At 40.7% G+C, this 19,173-nt stretch carries 25 protein-coding genes and 1 pseudogene; 16 read left to right on the top strand and 10 right to left on the bottom strand.

The genetic code is table 11. The features are described from left to right. Positions 1 to 25 precede the first annotated feature (25 nt). Positions 26 to 2,476, bottom strand: coding sequence for an alpha-L-arabinofuranosidase C-terminal domain-containing protein (locus tag KTG12_RS02375; RefSeq protein ID WP_155143980.1), 2,451 nt, complete (start codon positions 2,474 to 2,476; stop codon positions 26 to 28). Between the two features lie 189 nt (positions 2,477 to 2,665). Between KTG12_RS02375 and KTG12_RS02370 the strand changes: the two genes are divergently transcribed. Both KTG12_RS02370 and KTG12_RS02365 read left to right on the top strand, forming a co-directional pair. Continuing rightward, positions 2,666 to 3,784 (top strand): hybrid sensor histidine kinase/response regulator, encoded by a 1,119-nt coding sequence (locus tag KTG12_RS02370; RefSeq protein ID WP_119216359.1) that lies wholly within the window; start codon positions 2,666 to 2,668, stop codon positions 3,782 to 3,784. A 17-nt stretch (positions 3,785 to 3,801) separates the two neighbouring features. Further along, positions 3,802 to 4,422, top strand: a pseudogene (locus KTG12_RS02365) (transposase); the annotation flags it as partial. A gap of 207 nt (positions 4,423 to 4,629) precedes the next feature. On the opposite strand, the gene KTG12_RS02360 reads toward KTG12_RS02365, so the two are convergent. The 3 genes from KTG12_RS02360 to KTG12_RS02350 all read right to left on the bottom strand — a co-directional run bounded on the left by KTG12_RS02360 (position 4,630) and on the right by KTG12_RS02350 (position 5,857). Beyond that, complete coding sequence (locus KTG12_RS02360) at positions 4,630 to 5,388, bottom strand: polyprenol monophosphomannose synthase (RefSeq protein WP_138272655.1); 759 nt, start codon at positions 5,386 to 5,388, stop codon at positions 4,630 to 4,632. A gap of 71 nt (positions 5,389 to 5,459) precedes the next feature. After that, positions 5,460 to 5,732 (bottom strand): hypothetical protein, encoded by a 273-nt coding sequence (locus tag KTG12_RS02355; protein ID WP_155143978.1) that lies wholly within the window; start codon positions 5,730 to 5,732, stop codon positions 5,460 to 5,462. Further along, positions 5,714 to 5,857, bottom strand: a complete 144-nt coding sequence (locus tag KTG12_RS02350; protein ID WP_173022988.1) for a hypothetical protein — start codon at positions 5,855 to 5,857, stop codon at positions 5,714 to 5,716. Before KTG12_RS02350 ends, KTG12_RS02355 begins: the two co-directional genes overlap by 19 nt. A gap of 30 nt (positions 5,858 to 5,887) precedes the next feature. Here KTG12_RS02350 and KTG12_RS02345 point away from each other — a divergent pair, with 30 nt between their 5' ends. Both KTG12_RS02345 and KTG12_RS02340 read left to right on the top strand, forming a co-directional pair. Beyond that, the gene (locus KTG12_RS02345; protein WP_155143976.1) at positions 5,888 to 6,139 is read left to right on the top strand and encodes a hypothetical protein; all 252 of its coding nucleotides are present in this window, start codon (positions 5,888 to 5,890) and stop codon (positions 6,137 to 6,139) included. Positions 6,140 to 6,171: 32 nt separating this feature from the next. Then, positions 6,172 to 6,378 carry a hypothetical protein gene (locus KTG12_RS02340; protein WP_129943961.1) on the top strand — a complete coding sequence of 69 codons (207 nt, stop codon included), beginning with the start codon at positions 6,172 to 6,174 and terminating at the stop codon, positions 6,376 to 6,378. 102 nt (positions 6,379 to 6,480) lie between these two features. Here the strand turns inward: KTG12_RS02340 and KTG12_RS02335 are convergent, their stop codons facing one another. Genes KTG12_RS02335 through KTG12_RS02325 form a run of 3 tightly spaced genes read right to left on the bottom strand, consistent with a single transcriptional unit; the run spans position 6,481 to position 8,077 of the window. Next, complete coding sequence (locus KTG12_RS02335) at positions 6,481 to 6,915, bottom strand: hypothetical protein (protein ID WP_129943960.1); 435 nt, start codon at positions 6,913 to 6,915, stop codon at positions 6,481 to 6,483. A 3-nt stretch (positions 6,916 to 6,918) separates the two neighbouring features. Further along, the gene (locus KTG12_RS02330; protein ID WP_129943959.1) at positions 6,919 to 7,731 is read right to left on the bottom strand and encodes a hypothetical protein; all 813 of its coding nucleotides are present in this window, start codon (positions 7,729 to 7,731) and stop codon (positions 6,919 to 6,921) included. Between the two features lies 1 nt (position 7,732). Next, on the bottom strand, positions 7,733 to 8,077 hold the full coding sequence (locus KTG12_RS02325; RefSeq protein ID WP_129943958.1) for a helix-turn-helix domain-containing protein: 345 nt from the start codon (positions 8,075 to 8,077) through the stop codon (positions 7,733 to 7,735). Positions 8,078 to 8,324: 247 nt separating this feature from the next. Here KTG12_RS02325 and KTG12_RS02320 point away from each other — a divergent pair, with 247 nt between their 5' ends. From KTG12_RS02320 to KTG12_RS02265, 12 genes are all read left to right on the top strand, one after another. Continuing rightward, on the top strand, positions 8,325 to 8,519 hold the full coding sequence (locus KTG12_RS02320; RefSeq protein WP_129943957.1) for a hypothetical protein: 195 nt from the start codon (positions 8,325 to 8,327) through the stop codon (positions 8,517 to 8,519). Then, complete coding sequence (locus KTG12_RS02315; RefSeq protein WP_129943956.1) at positions 8,507 to 9,064, top strand: helix-turn-helix transcriptional regulator; 558 nt, start codon at positions 8,507 to 8,509, stop codon at positions 9,062 to 9,064. The genes KTG12_RS02320 and KTG12_RS02315 overlap by 13 nt, the downstream gene beginning before the upstream one ends. A 2-nt stretch (positions 9,065 to 9,066) precedes the next feature. After that, positions 9,067 to 9,324 (top strand): hypothetical protein, encoded by a 258-nt coding sequence (locus KTG12_RS02310; RefSeq protein ID WP_155143973.1) that lies wholly within the window; start codon positions 9,067 to 9,069, stop codon positions 9,322 to 9,324. Positions 9,325 to 9,444: 120 nt separating this feature from the next. Next, entirely contained in the window at positions 9,445 to 9,615 is a 171-nt protein-coding gene (locus tag KTG12_RS02305; protein WP_155143971.1) for a hypothetical protein, read from the top strand. A 22-nt stretch (positions 9,616 to 9,637) separates the two neighbouring features. After that, positions 9,638 to 10,639 (top strand): recombinase RecT, encoded by a 1,002-nt coding sequence (locus KTG12_RS02300; protein WP_129943955.1) that lies wholly within the window; start codon positions 9,638 to 9,640, stop codon positions 10,637 to 10,639. A gap of 33 nt (positions 10,640 to 10,672) precedes the next feature. Beyond that, entirely contained in the window at positions 10,673 to 11,890 is a 1,218-nt protein-coding gene (locus tag KTG12_RS02295; RefSeq protein WP_129943954.1) for a hypothetical protein, read from the top strand. A gap of 1 nt (position 11,891) precedes the next feature. Continuing rightward, positions 11,892 to 12,110, top strand: a complete 219-nt coding sequence (locus tag KTG12_RS02290) for a hypothetical protein (protein ID WP_005643143.1) — start codon at positions 11,892 to 11,894, stop codon at positions 12,108 to 12,110. Next, on the top strand, positions 12,076 to 12,726 hold the full coding sequence (locus tag KTG12_RS02285; RefSeq protein ID WP_129943953.1) for a PD-(D/E)XK nuclease-like domain-containing protein: 651 nt from the start codon (positions 12,076 to 12,078) through the stop codon (positions 12,724 to 12,726). The genes KTG12_RS02290 and KTG12_RS02285 overlap by 35 nt, the downstream gene beginning before the upstream one ends. 53 nt (positions 12,727 to 12,779) lie before the next feature. Continuing rightward, positions 12,780 to 13,199, top strand: coding sequence for a hypothetical protein (locus KTG12_RS02280; RefSeq protein ID WP_005643139.1), 420 nt, complete (start codon positions 12,780 to 12,782; stop codon positions 13,197 to 13,199). A gap of 5 nt (positions 13,200 to 13,204) precedes the next feature. Further along, entirely contained in the window at positions 13,205 to 13,855 is a 651-nt protein-coding gene (locus KTG12_RS02275; protein ID WP_129943952.1) for a hypothetical protein, read from the top strand. Between the two features lie 11 nt (positions 13,856 to 13,866). Then, entirely contained in the window at positions 13,867 to 15,561 is a 1,695-nt protein-coding gene (locus KTG12_RS02270) for a DEAD/DEAH box helicase (protein ID WP_129943951.1), read from the top strand. A gap of 239 nt (positions 15,562 to 15,800) precedes the next feature. Beyond that, positions 15,801 to 16,364 (top strand): hypothetical protein, encoded by a 564-nt coding sequence (locus tag KTG12_RS02265; protein ID WP_173022514.1) that lies wholly within the window; start codon positions 15,801 to 15,803, stop codon positions 16,362 to 16,364. 172 nt (positions 16,365 to 16,536) lie between these two features. Here KTG12_RS02265 and KTG12_RS02260 read toward each other — a convergent pair whose 3' ends face one another. The 3 genes from KTG12_RS02260 to KTG12_RS02250 form a co-directional block, all read right to left on the bottom strand. Beyond that, complete coding sequence (locus KTG12_RS02260) at positions 16,537 to 17,706, bottom strand: hypothetical protein (protein ID WP_129943950.1); 1,170 nt, start codon at positions 17,704 to 17,706, stop codon at positions 16,537 to 16,539. A gap of 183 nt (positions 17,707 to 17,889) precedes the next feature. Then, positions 17,890 to 18,555: a hypothetical protein gene (locus KTG12_RS02255; RefSeq protein ID WP_129943949.1), complete on the bottom strand. Its 666-nt coding sequence runs from the start codon at positions 18,553 to 18,555 to the stop codon at positions 17,890 to 17,892. 183 nt (positions 18,556 to 18,738) lie between these two features. Further along, positions 18,739 to 19,173 (bottom strand): DUF6808 domain-containing protein (locus KTG12_RS02250; protein WP_216945406.1); only part of this gene is annotated, 435 nt, incomplete at its 5' end.

Below are 19,173 nucleotides of genomic sequence, written 5' to 3'. Positions count from 1 at the left end.
TTTGAATCCGATGCCGGTCGCCCTGTCAGTCGATCTTCAATTTCATTATCGTAATCGAGTTGGGAGGGAAATTGTACACTTTGGGACCGCTCAACGAGAAGGATATTTCTTTTGTCTCCGGTACGACCACGCCGGGGTGGTCGTAAGTGTTACACGCTTCGGGATCTCCTGTGAGCTGAATAATTTCCGCCGTATTTTTGACACTGACGCCTTGCAGGTTCAACTCCGTCTTCTCTTCGTGCTGAGTCGTATTGATCACCTTCAGTATAATCGTATGAGCCTCCTTATCCAACGCCGCAGTAGAAACCAATGAAGGTATGCCGGGAAGTATCGTCTCATGAACCAGCGTGTCATTCACAAAACAACCGATTTGTTCGCCTTTGCAAGCGATCTTCACGTTATACCAACGATTACTTTGGAACGGATAAAGAACAGGTGTACGTAACGTATCCCTCACACCTCCCGCCTGGCGATAGAACTCTACAACACCAGAACCAATCGTCAACCCGATATAGTCATTTCGTTCTCCAGACAGCCCGTTGTCACGCACACGGAATTGGACTTGCCCGCTCCCCTTCGTCCGCCTGATATCCGCCGAGAACGTATAGTCATAGGCAGACGGATCGCCTAAAAGGATATAGTTCCACCTGTTTGCAACCGGCGTCAACGTACCCTGTCCGACCGTCCAGCCTCCGGTCATGACAACCCCTTCCGTAACCGGCGAATTGTCTATTTTCACCTCCTTGAATTCATAGCTGTTATCGAACATTTCGATACCGGCGCGTCCGAAGGTCACCTGGGGTTTCTGATAGGTGCGGACTTCGGTCTTCAGCACTTCGTCTCCCCTATTGCTGCTAAACATTTGCAACAGATAGTAAGAAGGAGAAAGAGCAATCTGTTCACCGTCAAAAAAGATGACCGGATAACGTTCTATTTTGTATTTTGTATTTCCCAAAACAGGGGCATAAGCCAAACACCTCACAATCTCCTGTCCGTTTTCTACCCCTGCAAGAAAGCAAGCCTCCCCAATAGCCGCCCGCAAACTTCCGGGAGCTGCCCCACCGGACAAGCCGAACTCTCCGATAAAGACAGGAGGCATCCGGCGCGTATACTGTCCGGCAACAAAACGGTTGTGATTAGAGATCAAAAATGATTCGCTCGAATAAAAATGAGTATCTGACCATTCATTTCTGTTCTTTCCTCTTATGTCGGAACTGCTTATCACCATAACCTCCGGATAAGCCTCTTGGATCGCTTTTTTAAACAACTCGAAACGCTTCGTATATTCTAGTCCGTAATTTTCACTGCCGATCTCCACATACTTCAATTCAAAAGGTTCCGGATGTCCGTGACTAGCTCGCAAAGTTCCCAGAATGGAATCGGCCGGTTCATTAGCATAAGCGATGGCATCCAAGGCATCTTGTACTAGTTTCCCCATTGCCGTTATGTCTTCATAACGCGGACGACGACTTTGATTGGTCACACCGCTATTAATGACATAGACCGGTTCAGCATCCAAATCTTCACACATCTGGAGATATTCATGATAGCCGATGCCGTTCGTCGTACCGTATGCCCACACATTCCAAAAATGTTTGCGTTCGGCAATGTCTCCTACGGTTTCACGCCAGACCGGATAGGTTCCCGCCGTATACCCTTCTACAAAACTTCCACCGGGGAAGCGAATGAAAGCAGGTTTCAATGCTGCAATCAGTTCCATCAGTTCCGGACGTAATCCATTCGGACGGCCTTTCCATGTATTTTGCGGAAACAGAGAAACAACATCCAGCCAGAAAACAGCCGAACTGTCAGTCGTTATCGTCAACACGGCTTTATTCGTATTCGAGGTTGCGGTAAAAGTGTGCTTGTACTTCCTCCACTCATAAGCTGGTGCTACCCGAAAAACTTCGCTTAGGGCCGTTTTTCCGGTAGAATCGGCCAAAGTCAGACTTACGGTCTTCGAAGACATAGAGGCTCCTTTCATATAAAAAGACAAATCATATTTCTCACCTTTCCGAAGCGGTATTCCTCCATATCCTTCGGCAATGACACCTCCTTTTCCTGATTCGGCTGAAGCAGACACCGAAACCAGCAGAGAACGCCGGTTCTTGTCATTAATCAATTCCTTAGTATCGGGATACATATAAGACGTCGCAGAAAAGCAACGCCATCCCGGTACCGAATCAGAACGCAGGAAAGGAATAGTCCATCCATTCGGGGTAGTCAGAACCCGGCGGACAGGGTCGTACGGGCAATTCAAGGGAGGAACCCCGTCTTCAAAGCTCCGATTTTGTATAAGTTCCGCATAAATACCGCCATCCACCGCATGGTTGATTTCCTCAATGGTCAAACCATACAGTTCCTTGTTAACAGGGACTGTCAAACCATCTCCCTTTACCAGAATAGAGGAGGTTACAGGCATTTCCGGCTGACAGCTGGCTAATATGAGCGCTAAAAGAACTAAATTCGATTTCATAGTGCAAACTTAAATAATAATTTTAATAAAAAGCCCTATATCAAGCGTTTTAGTTGGACACGTTTAATATATAAAAAATTATTCTTCAGAAATGGAATTTATTTTCGGGAAAAAGACGATTATGTCGACAGAATTAAATACATTTGTATCATTGATAGTATTTGAATATCAAGAAAAGTACAGAATCAAATGGAAAACTTAGCATCACAATATACTGTATTAGTGGTGGACGATGTGCCAACTAACGTTATGCTTGTGCAAGCGATACTAAAAAAAGAAGGTTATACGCTACTGACGACAGATAGCGGAGCTAAAGCGCTACGCATTGCCCAAGAAAGGCATCCCAATCTTATTCTGCTTGATATTATGATGCCAGAGATGGACGGATACGAGGTACTGCAGCATTTGAAAAGCAATCCGGAAACCAACAACATCCCCGTCATTATCATGTCAGCTTTGAGCGATATGCAAAGTATCGTAAAAGGTTATCAGTTGGGAGCAACAGAATATGTAACAAAACCTTTCCAACGGGAAGAATTGGTGAAACGTGTCGCCCACCGTTACGAACTGTTCAGTATCAAACGTATCAAGCAGGAACTTGAAAATACAATCGAATCCCGCGACACGCTCTATTCCGTTATTGCACACGATTTACGCTCTCCGCTTGGTTCTTTGAAGATGATGAATAACGCCATCCTGATGATGGTCGATAAGAATCAGGTTAGCGATGAGGTATACGAAATGCTTCAGATGATGAACAAGACATCGGAAGAGATATTCCAGCTTCTCGACAACCTCTTGAAGTGGGCAAAGAATCGCCTGAACAAACAGAACATTTACAGACAACAAGTCGACATCAACAGCATAGTCAACAGCACTGCCGAGATATTTATTCCAATGGCTACCCAGAAAGGCATATCCATCATGCTTGAAGGTCTGGATAAAGAACTGATGGGATCGACAGACATCGATATGGTAAAGACTATCGTCCGTAACCTGATTTCCAACGCAGTCAAGTTCAGCTATGAAAAAGGTTTGATTACAGTATCAACCAAAACAGACGGGGATTTTGTCGTTGTCAGTGTAAAAGATTCAGGTAAAGGGATCAAAAAAGAAGACCAGGGTAAGCTATTGAGGTCAAACACTCATTTTACTTCTTATGGGACAAATAACGAAAAGGGATCTGGCTTGGGATTAATGCTGTGTAAAGACTTTGTCGAACAACTCGGTGGCAAGCTCTGGTTCGATTCCGAAGAAGGGAAAGGCACCACCTTCTATTTTTCCTTGAAAGTGTCAAATCAAGAATAATAAACAAACTCCTTTAGGAAAGCATTGAATGGCTTTACAGGCATATATGCCGGCATTGCAGGGATCTCTGGGCATAAGGCGTCCGCGCAACAAATACAGGAATGTGGCGGAATCCTATCTGTCCTACTGCAAGAAAAGAAAGAGGAGAGCTTCAAGGACAAGAATGCTTAAGCGCCGTATGATCAAGCTTCTTGAAAAGCTCCTCTGTCAAAGGGATGGGATCCATAGCAAGTACGGTGCTTTACTCCGATATACACAGGATTACCAGAAACGTCTTTCTCCGTATGCAGCAGAAGCTGATGAATGTAAAAGTAAGATGTGTGGCTGCCGATTCCATATATGCCAATAATGCCAACAGAAAGTTCTGTACAAAATATGGGATATCCACATCCTTTGTGCGCAAGGGAAGGGCGGCCAAAGATGAACTTTTGAGGAAGGTGCTTAGAAGCGAACTCTCAAAAGAAAGGGCCACCCGGCTTGAAGGAAGCTTCGGCACTCAAAAGCAACATTACTCGCTCTCAAGAATAAAGGCCAGGAACAGGAAGACGGAAATCCTGTTGATTTTCCTCGGAATACATACGGCAAATGCCATACTGATGATTGACAAGATCAGGGACAGAACGGGGAAAGCTGCATGACATGAATTTACAGATAGAATCAGAAGAGGTCAGAAGACTTCTTCCGGAGCTTCATGTCTTGCCCGATAAGAGTATATGAGAATATACAGAAAAATGACAATAATAATGGCATATGAAGTGATTATACTCTATCATCTTCATATGCTATGGTATTATGTGGAGACATTTACTGAATATCTCTTTTTATTGCTTTTTACAATAATGGCATTATCCGGCAATCGCTTTTCGATTCCCTTTTTGGGGATATTTACGAAACAGACTCCACCATTTCAATTTCAATACGCCAAACAGTGCTTCCCCGAAGATAGAGGAGTTCATCTTGGAAGTGCCTAATACACGATTGATAAAAATAATGGGGACTTCCACGATTTTATAACCACACTTATATGCCGTAAACTTCATTTCTATCTGGAACGCATATCCTTTGAAATGGATACGATCCAGATCGATCGTCTCAAGCACCTCACGACGATAGCATTTGAAACCGGCTGTCGTATCCTGTACTTTCATTCCAGTAACAAAACGAACATATACGGAAGCATAATAGGACATCAACACACGTCCCAATGGCCAGTTCACGACATTCACACCGTTACAGTAGCGGGAACCGACTGCGACATCACCACCCTGTTCCATACAGGCCGCATATAATTTGGGAAGATCATTCGGGTTATGACTAAAGTCTGCATCCATTTCGAATATAAAATCATATTTATGTTCTATTGCCCATTTAAATCCGCAGATATAAGCCGTACCCAATCCTAACTTACCTTTACGTTCCACCATGAAAAGGCGTTCGGGGAACTCTTTTTGCAGCCGTTTTACAATACCTGCCGTACCATCGGGCGATCCATCATCTATAATCAAAATATGAAATTCTTTCTCCAACCCAAATACAACCCGAATAATATTTCCTATATTCTCCTTTTCGTTATACGTGGGAATAATAACAATACTGTCTGACATATATTTTAATCTATTAATTTCTAATCATTTACATATACGACTGTAAACTATTTGTAAACCACCCTCCAAAGTTACATATTTTTTCTGTGTAAATCTATCATCCAGTTAGCCCATTCATCCGTCCCGTAAGCCGGAATATCGAACCACTCCTTTTCCCTCAATTGCGGCAATAGTTGCATAATCTGATCCAGTTCATTCCGGAACCGGAAAACATCTTCTTCCGTCAGCTTTACCGAATAATGCTTCTTGCATTCCTTTAATCCAGGAAAAGACTGGAGCAATCCCATAATCTCAAAGAAAGCGGAAGATTGGCCTTTGTCTATCTTTAATGTGATTCCAGACATCTTTCCTCCATCTTTTCAAGTTGATATGACAATAGAGCATTTTCTTGCTCTAAGGCATTACACCGGCTGACAGCTTCTTTGAGCTGCTTCCGGAGTGAGGCTATTATTTTGTCTTTATCTTCCATACAATTATATTTTAAACTAAAACAAACATTATGATTTACTTTGACAAACCATTCGAATGTATGGCCACCCTTCCAGATGGCTTAGTTACTGCAATATGCAATATTGTAAACTTCAAAAAATCCATATCATTGACAGAATTAGCTTATGAGCTGATGCACTTTGGATTTATCGTCACAAAAGACACATTACAGAAAGCTATTTCTCAATTCCCATTTTTTCAATATCAATACGATTTTGACACCATATCTAAAATTGTAACACTAAAGAAAGTGCGAGATTAAAAATGATACTATAGCATTTTAAACTAAAAACTATGTTCGATAAACAGATTCAACAAATTAAAATTCGCAAAGCCGTATCTAATGCAATGCGACAAGTGAAAGAAGGTAAACAACCTCCTTTCGCAGGACTGTATCTCACAAAGAAACAGCTTGAAGAACTCAAACCATACGCAGATGAATATTATTTCAACTGCGTTTTGAAAGCCAGAGTTCCCAAAGCATCAAGTTCTGTTTTATAATCAGTATATAGACGTTCTTTACCTATTATTATATCGACATTTCTATCTGAAATAGAATAACGAACGTCTATAACTTCCGCTATATGAGAAACGCCTTCAATATCAAAAACAAATTTCTCTACTTTGAAGAACCAATGTTTCTATAATTTCCTTTGTAACCGAATTCCCTAAAACCAAAGATAAAACCTCCAATAATTCTTCTTCACTATAGACAATACGATCAATTCCTCCTATTTCGCTTTTTATTTTTGCAGGATATATTTCTAACACATTATGTTCCAATGTCAATAACAAATATCTATAATCAGACAACTCATTGGCAAGTATATAAAAAGAATACACTCGATAATCAAATGTTGATGTTGTTTGATATTCTCTCAAAGACGAAGAAAAATCCTTTTTATTAGCACTTACAATCTCTCCACACAAACATCCATTTGTCAAATCACTTAATAAATCAGATTGCTTTTTTAATATTGAAAAAGGAAGTTCTCTTTTATCAACTTCAATTTTTGGCCACAAACTCTTAGTTTCCATATCTCATATTTTTAATGTAAATATTATTGGTAAATGATCTGAATATTTTTTATTAACAATACCTATATCTGATAACAAATTTTCGCTCCCTATATTTGTTACAATCTCCAACTCTTTATCATCAAAAAATGGGATCAATTCAGGCCTTAATAAAACCTGATCATACATATGCCAAAAATAATTTATATGATCAGAAGAATTATAATACATAGTTCCAGAAACAACTCCATTTCCTAAAAAGCCCCACATAGGATTATAAAAAAAACTATAATCCTTATCATTGATTTTTCGTTTTCCTTTCAATGCTATTTTTTTATTCATAATAGCATGAAATCCTTTTGCTTTTATAAGTCCTTCATCAAATGGATTCATATTAAAATCACCACACACCACTGTATATTGATGATTAAACCTATTCTCTACTCTTAGAATAAAATCCCTAACATCAGACGACAACTCTGATTGGTTCATATCTGATTTACTTATTTTACTTGGTAAATGACAAGTTATTAAGATAACTTTATTTTTAAGAATTGGACTATAAATACTTTTTGCACTTACACCACTTTCATCCTGAATATTTGTAATCAATGATTTCCTAAAACGTGTATATACCCTTACTTTATCTTTAGGAGAATATGGGGATATATAATCAAATCTAACACCTCTACACAAAAGTTCATTCCTTAATTCTTTAGGATCTATATTTGTAGGAAATTCGGCTATCAGTAAAACATCTATATCTTTGATTATCACCAAAGATGCTATCTCTTTAAAAATATTATTCTTACAGATATTCCAAAAAAGAAATCGCATATCATTTATTCTTAATCTCCAACACCCTATCCCCAAAAGCCAACTTTATCACATCAGCTTTCACATCACTATCTTCCAACTCCAATTGCAGTATAACTTTTGGGGTAGTTAAGCCTTTTGCTCCGGCAGATTGCTCCAGCACATATCGTTCTGGCCAAGTAAACAAGTCTGTTATAGAAACACCCAAGCAACTTGCGATATTCTCAACTTCAGAAATCTTCAAATCGCGATTTCCCCTTTTCATTACAGAAATTTGGGACTCATCAATACCCATAGCATCAGCCAACGTTCGTTGTTTGATACCCTTTTGAGCCATTATCTTAAATATGTTATCTATTACATTCATATTTATGAAGTTACGCACAATATCCACACATCAATTTGCGAAAAACAAAAGTTTTTATTTAGATTTTCGCAAATATTCTTGTATTTTTCACAAGTTTGTTCCATATTTGCACCTGTAATGGTTAATAGTAGTTGCGAAAATATAAAGTACAGAACATATATAATAATGTAAGGAGGCAAAAATGGAAAAATTAAACCTACAAGGTCATGAGATTGGCGCTCGTTCATTCAGAGAGATCTACTTCTCCATGGACAACACGCCGCCTAAGAAGGCTTTCATCCAAAAGATAGCCACCATTACCAAACGATCTGAATCGGCCGTCAGATGTTGGGTAGCGGGAGTCTACCAACCGGATGCGTTAGCCCAAGAAGTGATAGAAAGAGAACTTGGCATTCCTGCCAGCGAGTTATTCCCAAAGGAGGATAAGGTATGCGCGCAATAGAATTCTATACCACCCCCTCCGGCGAAGTAACTATCAAAGAGCAGGGACAGCCGGAACGCCAGTTGAAAGAGTCTGATACGGATTTCATTCAAAGTTTCCTTGAGATTTTGGAAGAGTTCTATCCGGAGGCTTATGCGGCACTCCGCAAGTATTACGCCCGCTACGACGGGAATAAATGCTACCGGGATTTCTTGGCTGTACGTAGGTTTATCAAATGCAACTTCGGGCTGTACGATAACATGATAGACGTGGATGAGAACTGGAATTTCAAATTCGAGTTTGTCGGTTGTCCGCTGCGTGGAGAATGCGATGGCTTCAAGAAAATCTGTGAACCGAAGTTCAACAGCACACTTTCAGACAGTCAACTTAGGGTGATGGAGCTTTGCTACTATGGCAAGAAAGACGAAGAGATTGTGGAAGCGCTTTTTATATCGTCCCACACCGTAAAGAATCATCGGAAGAACGTGTTCCGAAAACTCTCGATACACTCTATGGCGGAGTTTATGCGATATGCAAACGAAAAGAATCTTTTTAAAAGCGAATAATCATGCAGACCGACACAACCTATCCAAACATTCCTTCTTTTCGGAAAATCGAACTTGAATACCTCGCTTGGCAAATCACCAAGATACAAGCCGGAATCAGAGAGTTTATCGGACAAAAGGAAGCACATATCCGCTTTGGACGGCAGAATGTGGAACGATGGGTATCAGAAGGTACTTTACAGCGTTACAAACGGCCAGGCAAAATCAAATACAGGTTGGAAGACTTGTATAAATGCGCCTTGGATCCATACGATTACTAAATGAATTATTAACACGGCAAGGCACTCCAGGTAAAGGGTTATCGGAGGATGTTTACAATATAAATCCAACTCGCTATTTCAAAGACAAGTAAACGGCTTTTGCCAATTAATCATTGATGTATGAAAACAAATTACTGGAAACTCGCTCAAGTAGCGAGGTGGGGATTTTACATCCTGTTTGGAACGCTTGCCATACTTGGTATTATCGCTATTTGCTTGGGGTATTTCCAGCATATAGTTACGGCATCCGGTTGCGTGGCAATGGTTTACACGATAAAGAAACATTGGTAATTAATTTTTAAACAATAGAATCATGTCAAATCAAATTCAAATTAAAGTAGCTGAACTAAATCAGCTAAATCCGCTCATGATAGCGGATGATAGCCGGGTTGAACAGAAGTTTATACTTATGTACAATGCGATCTGGGGAACCGGCCAAGGAACTCAGATTTATGAAAAGGAAAAATTCAACTTCCGGAAAATCTTACAAGACAAGCCGGAACTGCAAAGATGTTCTCCACTGTCCCTGTACGGCTGTTTCTTAGATATTGCCGTAAACGGCCTGTCTCTTGATCCCACAGGACGCCCCCACTGCTATATTCTCCCCCGCAGCACGAAGACCGGCTATAAGGACAACAATGGCAACGATATCTATGAACTGCGTGCTTACCTTTCCATCACCGGTTATGGGGAATTGGTTATGCGCCAGCGTGCCGGACAGGTCCGGTATGTAGATAATCCGGTTGTTTGCTATGAAGGTGACACATTCTCACCGGGATTGGTTGACGGAGTAAAGACCGTTACCTATCAGGCGGCCTGTCCCCGCAAATCAAATAAGGTGATCGGTGGTTTTATCCGTATTGTCCGCGCCGATGGGACTGTAGACTGGCATTGGATGATGGAGGGTGATATCAAACGCTTAGAGGCGTACAGCTACAAAAACAACCAACGTTGGAATCCGCAAACCCGTCAAAAAGAAGGTAAGGCGAATGCCCTCTATACTTCAAACGAAGGCGGTATCGATCCTGGGTTCTTGGAAAGCAAACTGATTAAACACGCATTCGACGGATATCCCAAAGTCCGGACCGGAAAGTTTACTGTATTCGAAACTCAAGAAGAACCGCAGGATATTGACTACGGATTAGAACAAACAACCGTTATTCAGCCCAATCAACCCGGACAGCAGCCACAACCCCTCCAACCTCAATCGGAAAACCCTTTACAGGAATTCGGAGAGCAACCACAAGCGGAACCGGTACCCGCATCAGGTATAACAACCCCAATATCACAGGAAGATGAAGACGCCGGATTTTAATAAACTCGATCAATCACTTAAAAATTTATCACAATGGATACACAAGCTAACAATTCTCTTATTAAAGTGGAAGAATTCAATCAGATCATGCAATCGGCTCCTGCCACCTTGCAACGCAACCAAACTTCCGTATCGACATGTAACCAAGCCGGACAAACACTTCTGGACACCATTGAAGCGGAAGGAGGTATTAGCTCGGATGAACTGGATGCGAAGGTCTCAGAGTATTTGGCAAAGACGAAAATAACAATAGAAAACATGAACAAGCGTCGTAAGCCATTGACGCAACTTCTGGCTACGGTCAGCAAGTCTTTTACCTCTTTGGAATCGGCTATCGACGTCAAATCGGTCACCACTATTCCTTATAAGCTCCAACAGGCCCGTAACAAATACGCGGCCAAGAAGATTGCCGAACAAAAACGACGGGAAGAGGAAGCTCGCCGTAAACAGATGTTGGAGAACGAAAAGGCTCAATACCGATCGGATATCTCTGTCATGTTGGATACAGCGTATGCCGCATACGTTGAAAAGCATATCAATGCACTAAACAGCATGTTCAACCGCGCTACTCTCGCTACCTACAACGATGTATGCCGACGAATATCCGAAACAAGTATAAATTTCTCCTGGAGTGCTTTTGTTGAAAACGTTTCTGACAACAAACAAACCTTCTATATGGACGCAGAAACCCGTAAGGCAATAAAAAATGAAGTCGCTATACAAAAGAAGAAAGATTTTACAGAACGTTACCGTTTTGAAATAGAGGGTACAAAGCAGGATTTGATCGACAAACTCCCCAGCCTCCGCAAACAACTGGAAGAACAGGAAGAGCTACGCCGTACCAATGCGGTTGAAGCTGCCCGTATGGAAAAAGAGCGAAAACAACAGGAAGCGGAAGAAAGAAAAAAACAGGAAGAAGAACGCAAACGCCGGGAAGAAGAGGCTAAGGCCAAAGCGGCTGCAGAAAAGTCTGCTGCCGAAGTACAGGCAGCATTTGATTTCTCAGCAGCCAGCATGTCCCCTACTCCAACGAAAGCCAAGGTCAAGAAGAAGATCCAGATAACCAATCCACAAGGATTCATGCAGGTATATCAGATGTGGTTCATGCGCGAAGGAATCAATATGAGCATGGAGGATCTAGAGAAGGTACATAAGAAGATGATTACCTACTGCGAGAAAGTTGTGAATAAGGACGGAGAGCAAATCCAGTCCGCATATGTAAAGTATATCGATGATGTAACAGCCAAATGATATGAAAAAGAAACTCTATCTGTCCTCATGGATAAACTTCGGAAAATACAGACGCGAGCCAAGTATTCTGAAAAAGATTCTCGATACGGAAGAGGGCCGCAAATGGTTCCGGTGGCTGATGGATAACACCTACAATTTCGAATTTGACTTTGCAGTCATTGAATATCTAAAACTCAAGGAAGAAGATGCAAGATACGTATTACCAACGGTCGGAGGTTAGCAACTCGGACCTTACGGAACTAAAGAACCTCCTCTATCCCCGTACCCAATACGGGGATAAGGAGAAAGCCTTCAAATTCGGCAGCCTAATCGATGCGATGATTACCGAACCGGAAAGGGTCAGGTATGACAAACGCATGGTGGACGATATATTGTATTCCGGCGAGGATTGGGAACTGGCAGAAGCCATGAAGAAGTCCCTCCGCATGGAAGCCCGACACGATCCTTTCCTGGCCCAAGTGCTTGCTAAGGCGGAAACTCAACGATTCATGGTCAATAAGAACCAATGTTTCCAATATGGCAACTTCAAATACACGCTCGATACCCGGTGCAAATGGGACTGGTGGCTTCCGACCTACGGATTTGGGGGAGACCTGAAAAGCACTTTTGCCAGCACACAAAAACAATTCGATGAAGCTATTGACTTTTTCGATTGGGACCGTTCCCGCGCCTGGTATATGGATATCGCAGGCAGTCGGCAGGATTTCATCTATGGTATCTCCAAGAAAAATCAAAAAGTGTTCAAAGCATTCATTAAACGAGGCGATACGATTTACCAGAAAGGTAAAGAAAAATACGAAGAACTTGCCTTCCGGTGGTGGATGCTGTTCAGTTGAAAATAAATAGGATATCCTTTTTTTCGGAAGATATATTTTAAAGACAAACAGACATGAATTTAAACATCACACCCATAGATAAAATATCCAACGAGTTGGCAGCTATTGATTCCTATCTGAATATTACCATGAGTGAAGAAGTCCAAGAAGCTGTCCTACGTGGAAACGACCTTGCCGTCTATATCGCCCGGACCGGGAAACTGTTAGCAGATGCCAAATACCATCTGAACGGGAAAAAGAAATCGGAAGTCTTCGATACGTTACGGGAAACAGCCTCACGTGCCGGGGCTACCTCCAAGGCAGTAAATGCTATCATTGACAGTCTGTGCAAAGATGAACAATATCTTGTCGATTGGTGTGAGCGTTTGAACCGGACCGCGACTCATCAACTGGAATGGTGTCGCACTGTAATCAGTAAAGCAAAAGCAGAAATGGCCTTAGCGCCCCAAAGTTATAACAATCCTAAATTTTAAAAAGTATGGAAGATGAATTAGTAAAAGAACAACCTGTGTATGAAATTCAAAAAGTTAAGCTCAAGAACAACCAGGTAACGGCAGATTATACAGAGCGATTTGTAGAAGCAAACTACAAGAACGAAGTAACCAAATCATCCCAGCAATTCGTTCATCCGGACCTGTTATATGCCATGAGTTTGTTAAAGACTCATGCCGTCAAGATTTGCGAAATGCAAGAAGCCGGAGTTGTAAATATCGAAAATCCTTCGGATGATGATCTGAATGAGAAACTGAAAAATATCGTTGTCACGGGGTATAGCAAAGGTGGATCAGACGAATCGGCCGGTGTTTCTATCCAGGCACAAAAGCTATTGAAAAGCGGACAAGTCCTTAACCTTTCCGTCCCGTTTACAAAATTCGAAGACGAATCCGGCGAGGGATATCCGTATGGAGATGCTTTAAAACAGGCGGTCAGCCGACTTGACTACGAAGTGGACGCTTACCTGTTCGGCGGAAAATATGGAATCAAACAAGAATCGTTCGATTTCGATGTTCCCGAAGAAGCAGATATTACCGGAGAAGCAGAGCCGAAGCCGAAGAAACGCGGCCGCAAGAAAAAAGCAGAAATGGAGGATGTCGCCGAAGAGATAAAAGCGTTTGACGAATTTGCATAACACCTACCACTATGACAATTACACTGCAAAATACAGAAAAAGGGCAATGTTATGCGGTGAAGTTTGACAGATACCGCCAGCAGATTGTAGACAAGCTGAAAAGCTCTGTTTCCATCCGCTGGTGGGACAAACAAACGGGCGCATGGCTGATTCCGGCAACCAACAAATGCAAAGCAGAATTGGATCAATTGACTTATTACGTCCGCCATTTCGAACCGGTACAATGGGGAACGGTTGCCCAATCACAGACAGAGGAAGATGTTGCTTTTCAAATACCGGAAATGCCGGAACTAGACGGAGAACATGGACTGAAAGTACAGCCTTACCCCTATCAACTGCAAGGAATTGCACGAGGCTTGCAACTGAAACGGTTTATCAATGGGGATGATATGGGCTTGGGCAAAACACTTGAAAGCATCGCAACCATCAACAAAGCTGATGCCTTTCCCTGTTTGGTAATCTGTCCGAATGTTGTCAAGATCAATTGGCAAAGGGAATGGCATAAGTTTACAGACAAGAAAGCGATGGTATTAACCGATTCCGTCCGCGATAGCTGGCCTTTCTTTTGGCAGACAGGCATGAACCAGGTTTTTATCGTAAACTACGAAAGCCTACGAAAATACTTTGTCCGGCGGATCACGAAGGCAGAGAAATGGACATTGAAAGATGTCGAATTTCACAACACGATCAAACTGTTCAAGTCCGTGATAATCGACGAATCGCATAAAGTCAAATCAACGGCCACCCAGCAGACCAAGTTTTGCAAAGGCATTGCATCCGGGAAAGAATATATCATCTTGCTGACTGGGACACCTGTTGTCAACAAACCAAAGGATCTGGTTGCACAATTGGGTATTATGGATCGCATGATCGATATGGGTGGATGGAAAGGTTTTATGCTTCGGTACTGTTCCGGTCCTAACCAAGCGAGCAATCTAAAGGAGCTAAATTATAAGCTATGGCAACACTGCTTCTTCCGCAGAGAAAAGTCGAAAGTACTCACCCAACTACCGGATAAAGTGCGTCAGATTGTTTCCTGTGAGATAACGAACCGCAAGGAATATATGGATGCGGAGCGCGATCTGATCGATTACCTGAAACGCTACAAGGAAGCAGATGATGAAAAAATCCAAAAGTCACTGAAAGGGGAAGTGATGGTTCGTATTGGTATTCTGAAAGATATTACTGCACGCGGTAAATTGAAAGAGGTTATCGACTTCGTGAAGGACTTTCGGGAGAATGGGAAAAAGATCATCCTGTTCTGTAACCTGCATGAAATTGTAGACCGCCTGATGATAGCTTTTCCTTCCGCCGTCTGCGTCACCGGACGACAGAATATGCAGGAGAAGCAGGCTTCTGTCGATGCCTTTCAAAAGAATCCGAAGACGGACGTTATCATCTGTTCCATTAAAGCGGCCAGTGCCGGTATTACGCTCACAGCAGCCAGCGATGTCGCCTTTATTGAGCTACCTTGGACGTATGCAGATTGTGATCAGGCAGAAAGCCGTGCCCATCGCATCGGGCAGAAAGACTCTGTGAATTGCTACTACCTGCTCGGCCGTCGGACAATCGACCAAAAGCTCTATCGGATCATCGAAGAGAAAAAGCACATCAGTAATGCCGTATTGGGGGCTGAAGATAATATCCAGACAAATATTGTCGATATGGTAGCCAATCTTTTTGATACGAACGAAGAGGAGGAATAAGCATGAAAATAGATATAAGAATCATAGCATCATTACTAACCGCTCCTTTTATTATCTTAATATGTATAGGTGAATTGTTTCTTATTATATGGATTATTCTAAAATCATTAGGATGCCTATTCTATTTTGTTACTCGATTAGCGAAAAAGAAAGGTACAAATATTTTAAATAAAGAAAGGCAGCGCCTCACAGCGCCACCCACTCATAATCAACAACAAATATATCAAATAAAGACGACTATGGCAAGTGAGGCATTGAATAAATATATTGAGAAACGTTACGACAGGTGGCTGGATTACGCTAAGTATCACTGCTCACTTGCCGGAATGACAGACGAAGCTATTGACGTATTGAACGAGGTAATGTGTATGCTGCTTCAAAAGCCCCTGGAGCATCTCTCCCGGCTAATGGAAGCCAAACAGGGTAAATATACTGAACTTGACTTCTATATCCTGCAAATGATAAAGCTAAACGTTACCTCGGATACATCTCCCTACCGGCATAAATACAAGCCTATTCCGGTAGATGAGAATGTAGATTGGCGACGGCTGAATATCATCGACGAACCCGATGACAGCCCAGATCATACCGAATATATCCGGGAACGTATGCAGGATGTCCGGAACATAATCGATCAATTAGGCTTATCCGAAAAAGCCAAACGTATCTTTGCTTGGAAATTTTTTGCAGGAGAGTCTTTTGCTGATTGGCCGGGACCGGAAAACAGGAAAGAATTATATGAAACCTATAAAAGTGTTTTCAATGCGGTAATGGATAAGAAGGATGGGAGGTTATTGTTGTGATATTTAAGACCTCTTCCATGCTACGATTGTTCTTGTATCGTAGCATGGAAGAGGTTTTTCAGCCTGCCCATACGGGTTCGTCACGTGTTTGCGTTAGTAGGAAGGTTAGAGATTTTACTAACGGCTGGGGGGCTTCTTCTACCCCATATAAAATAATAAAATTTTCAATTAGCTATAATAATAAATTTCCTCCAAGCACAGGTTTCAACTTATTATCAATATAAAGATTTGGGGTCCAACCCTTTATCAACCTATCACCAAAAAAAGCATCTCCTGCTGAAATAGCCAAACCTAACCCATTTGACATACACCCGAACAAAAAACACAGTACCACACGAATAGTCTTTATGAAAGGATTATCAACTAATATTTTATTTGTTGCTTCTTCCAAATATTTATTAATCAGAGATTCATCATTAGATACACCCGATAACCAAGTTCTAAATCTATCTCCCTCTTCTAACAAAAGTAACAATTGTCTACTACTTATTACTTTTTTCACATATGCATCTCCTAAACTAGGATATTTACATATAATATGATTTTGAAATAAATTTATTTCTTCCTGACTCTTTTGTCGTCTTGATAAACAATCTGTTAACTGCAAATTGATTAACCTAGAAGACATATTATTTGTTTCCAATTCTCCATTAAATGTAGCAGCAACATAATTATCCCCCCTAGCTTCTCCTAATGATAAAAGAAAACTTGAATAATCAAACTCAGAATGTATTCCCATTTCTTCGTTAAGCTTATTTAGCTGTGGTATATCTAAATTCGATTGAATATTATATAAATCAAAAGGACAATATCCATCATTGACATCTTCTATCTCAAATATCAAATCATTTGTTTGAGAATACATAGGATACTGCTGTTTAAGATATTCAAGAAAGGATTTATTCAAATAATTTGCATTATGTAAATCTTCTTTCAAGATGTTCCCCAGTTCTTGTTTATAATAGTAAGAGCTTGTTACAAATGAAAAACGTTTGGCAAATCTTCTAGCAGCAACAAGATTATCATCAAATTCTTTATATGCTCTAAATAAAGATTCTTCTTTATCTACAGTTTTACTAGTTAGAATATCTAAACCAAATTGCTTTTGTGCATCTTTTGGAACCACAGTACTTCCAACATGATTTCGTAGTATATGTAGTCTTAAGCGTTTTTCATTAATAAGGTCTGCAAGAAACTCAGGACCAAAACATCTCAATAGATTTACTAGACCTTCTTTTAAAACAAAAACATTAACTTCACTATAAAACAACATTGTATCTATTAGAAGAGATACATTTAAAGGCTGTTGCCCTTTAGATACTATACAAATTTTCTCAAACATATTCAAATAAATTATTTATACACAATAAAACTTATCTCTAGCCAAATATCTAAAAAATGTTCAGAATATTTCTACTCCAGACGTTAATCTTAACTATGAATTTGGGGTACTCAACCACCAAGAACAAAGGTAAGGACAAAACCATACCAAATATTCATTACCTATTATATTAGAAAGCAGAGATTAATCTTTACTCAGTTCATATATTGACAAAGCATTTAAAGCATACCTTTTATCGTCCACTTCTGACGCAGCAACAAATAAACCAGAAACGTAGCCTTTTGTATTGACAAGAGGGCAACCACTTGCACCTTTTGCTATTTTCGTACTTTGTGTCAGTTGCATACAATTCGAATACTCGTTATCCAAAACACTGGCATTCACGTTTTTCAACACAGACATAGACGGATTAAAATACATTAATAAACTTATATCAATAGTATCCTCAAAAGATTTTCCCAAAAAATTACTTTGATTTGCCGACTTATAATGCGGAGCTATTAATATTTCACCAATATTGGACAATTTATCTTCAACCATAAAATATTCATACTCCCCTTCTTTTAAACATCCATACGCTATGTCATATAAAACAGGTGGACTCTGTTTACCCTTTGATAAATACTTATAACATATCGTTGAAAAAGGAACACTTCGGTAATTACTACTATCATCAATGAATACCGCTCTAAATTTACCCTTATCTAAGTATATTTGGCCTAACTGCCCCAGCGTATGACCTGCCGTTATAAAGAAACCTCCTTTCGATACAACAAAACCTGTTCCTAGAAATTGTATTTGATCTAACAGGGAACTATAATAAAGTATAGCAAATATTTTATTTCTCATACTAATGTAATTTTTTACAAACTTACACAAAAATTGGGGATTTATAAGCACATCTAATAAAAATAATCTTATCTTATTTATAGAGGAAATATAGAAAATAAAAATCTAACATAGCAAAACCGTTCCACCCTCACGGGCAAAGCGGTCCCAATTACTAATCTTAATAATACTATGGAAAATACGCTACCAAATCCTACAATATACCCCAATCCCGACATAGGGTGACAAACCATACCGCCCGATCCCATAACCAGTCGTAAGGCCTATTCCCCACCGACGAGTTTTCACTTTTTCTGTTATGTAAATTGTCTTCTGAAACACATCGATACTGTCGAGCGAAGGATTATATCCTGACACCCAAGCATGATAATCGTCCGTCAAGTATTCTTTCTGTGTGATCCTGATCGGAACAAAGATCGGCTCTCTCACTGTATCTCCCTCAAGAGTGATATAGATGGGAAACATCTCCGGTACAGTCTGAATTACTGTTTCGTAGACAGGATAAGGGATGCTATATCGAATCGTGTCATACAGGATCAACGTGTCATTTTTTCCAACAAGTTCACCTCCTGCCCTATTCGTGTGCCGACCAGCCAGGAAGCAAAGAAGGCAGAGAGC

It is taken from the genome of Parabacteroides sp. MSK.9.14 (genome assembly GCF_019041495.1).
Taxonomy (GTDB): Bacteria; Bacteroidota; Bacteroidia; order Bacteroidales; family Tannerellaceae; genus Parabacteroides; species Parabacteroides merdae.
This window is presented reverse-complemented; position numbering and strand designations above follow the sequence as displayed.

Coding starts and splice junctions, on each gene's coding strand:
- KTG12_RS02375 (WP_155143980.1), bottom strand. CDS start 2,476: ATGAAATCGAATTTAGTTCTTTTAGCGCTCATATTAGCCAGCTGTCAG.
- KTG12_RS02370 (WP_119216359.1), top strand. CDS start 2,666: ATGGAAAACTTAGCATCACAATATACTGTATTAGTGGTGGACGATGTG.
- KTG12_RS02360 (WP_138272655.1), bottom strand. CDS start 5,388: ATGTCAGACAGTATTGTTATTATTCCCACGTATAACGAAAAGGAGAAT.
- KTG12_RS02355 (WP_155143978.1), bottom strand. CDS start 5,732: ATGTCTGGAATCACATTAAAGATAGACAAAGGCCAATCTTCCGCTTTC.
- KTG12_RS02350 (WP_173022988.1), bottom strand. CDS start 5,857: ATGGAAGATAAAGACAAAATAATAGCCTCACTCCGGAAGCAGCTCAAA.
- KTG12_RS02345 (WP_155143976.1), top strand. CDS start 5,888: ATGATTTACTTTGACAAACCATTCGAATGTATGGCCACCCTTCCAGAT.
- KTG12_RS02340 (WP_129943961.1), top strand. CDS start 6,172: ATGTTCGATAAACAGATTCAACAAATTAAAATTCGCAAAGCCGTATCT.
- KTG12_RS02335 (WP_129943960.1), bottom strand. CDS start 6,915: ATGGAAACTAAGAGTTTGTGGCCAAAAATTGAAGTTGATAAAAGAGAA.
- KTG12_RS02330 (WP_129943959.1), bottom strand. CDS start 7,731: ATGCGATTTCTTTTTTGGAATATCTGTAAGAATAATATTTTTAAAGAG.
- KTG12_RS02325 (WP_129943958.1), bottom strand. CDS start 8,077: ATGAATGTAATAGATAACATATTTAAGATAATGGCTCAAAAGGGTATC.
- KTG12_RS02320 (WP_129943957.1), top strand. CDS start 8,325: ATGGACAACACGCCGCCTAAGAAGGCTTTCATCCAAAAGATAGCCACC.
- KTG12_RS02315 (WP_129943956.1), top strand. CDS start 8,507: ATGCGCGCAATAGAATTCTATACCACCCCCTCCGGCGAAGTAACTATC.
- KTG12_RS02310 (WP_155143973.1), top strand. CDS start 9,067: ATGCAGACCGACACAACCTATCCAAACATTCCTTCTTTTCGGAAAATC.
- KTG12_RS02305 (WP_155143971.1), top strand. CDS start 9,445: ATGAAAACAAATTACTGGAAACTCGCTCAAGTAGCGAGGTGGGGATTT.
- KTG12_RS02300 (WP_129943955.1), top strand. CDS start 9,638: ATGTCAAATCAAATTCAAATTAAAGTAGCTGAACTAAATCAGCTAAAT.
- KTG12_RS02295 (WP_129943954.1), top strand. CDS start 10,673: ATGGATACACAAGCTAACAATTCTCTTATTAAAGTGGAAGAATTCAAT.
- KTG12_RS02290 (WP_005643143.1), top strand. CDS start 11,892: ATGAAAAAGAAACTCTATCTGTCCTCATGGATAAACTTCGGAAAATAC.
- KTG12_RS02285 (WP_129943953.1), top strand. CDS start 12,076: ATGCAAGATACGTATTACCAACGGTCGGAGGTTAGCAACTCGGACCTT.
- KTG12_RS02280 (WP_005643139.1), top strand. CDS start 12,780: ATGAATTTAAACATCACACCCATAGATAAAATATCCAACGAGTTGGCA.
- KTG12_RS02275 (WP_129943952.1), top strand. CDS start 13,205: ATGGAAGATGAATTAGTAAAAGAACAACCTGTGTATGAAATTCAAAAA.
- KTG12_RS02270 (WP_129943951.1), top strand. CDS start 13,867: ATGACAATTACACTGCAAAATACAGAAAAAGGGCAATGTTATGCGGTG.
- KTG12_RS02265 (WP_173022514.1), top strand. CDS start 15,801: ATGGCAAGTGAGGCATTGAATAAATATATTGAGAAACGTTACGACAGG.
- KTG12_RS02260 (WP_129943950.1), bottom strand. CDS start 17,706: ATGTTTGAGAAAATTTGTATAGTATCTAAAGGGCAACAGCCTTTAAAT.
- KTG12_RS02255 (WP_129943949.1), bottom strand. CDS start 18,555: ATGAGAAATAAAATATTTGCTATACTTTATTATAGTTCCCTGTTAGAT.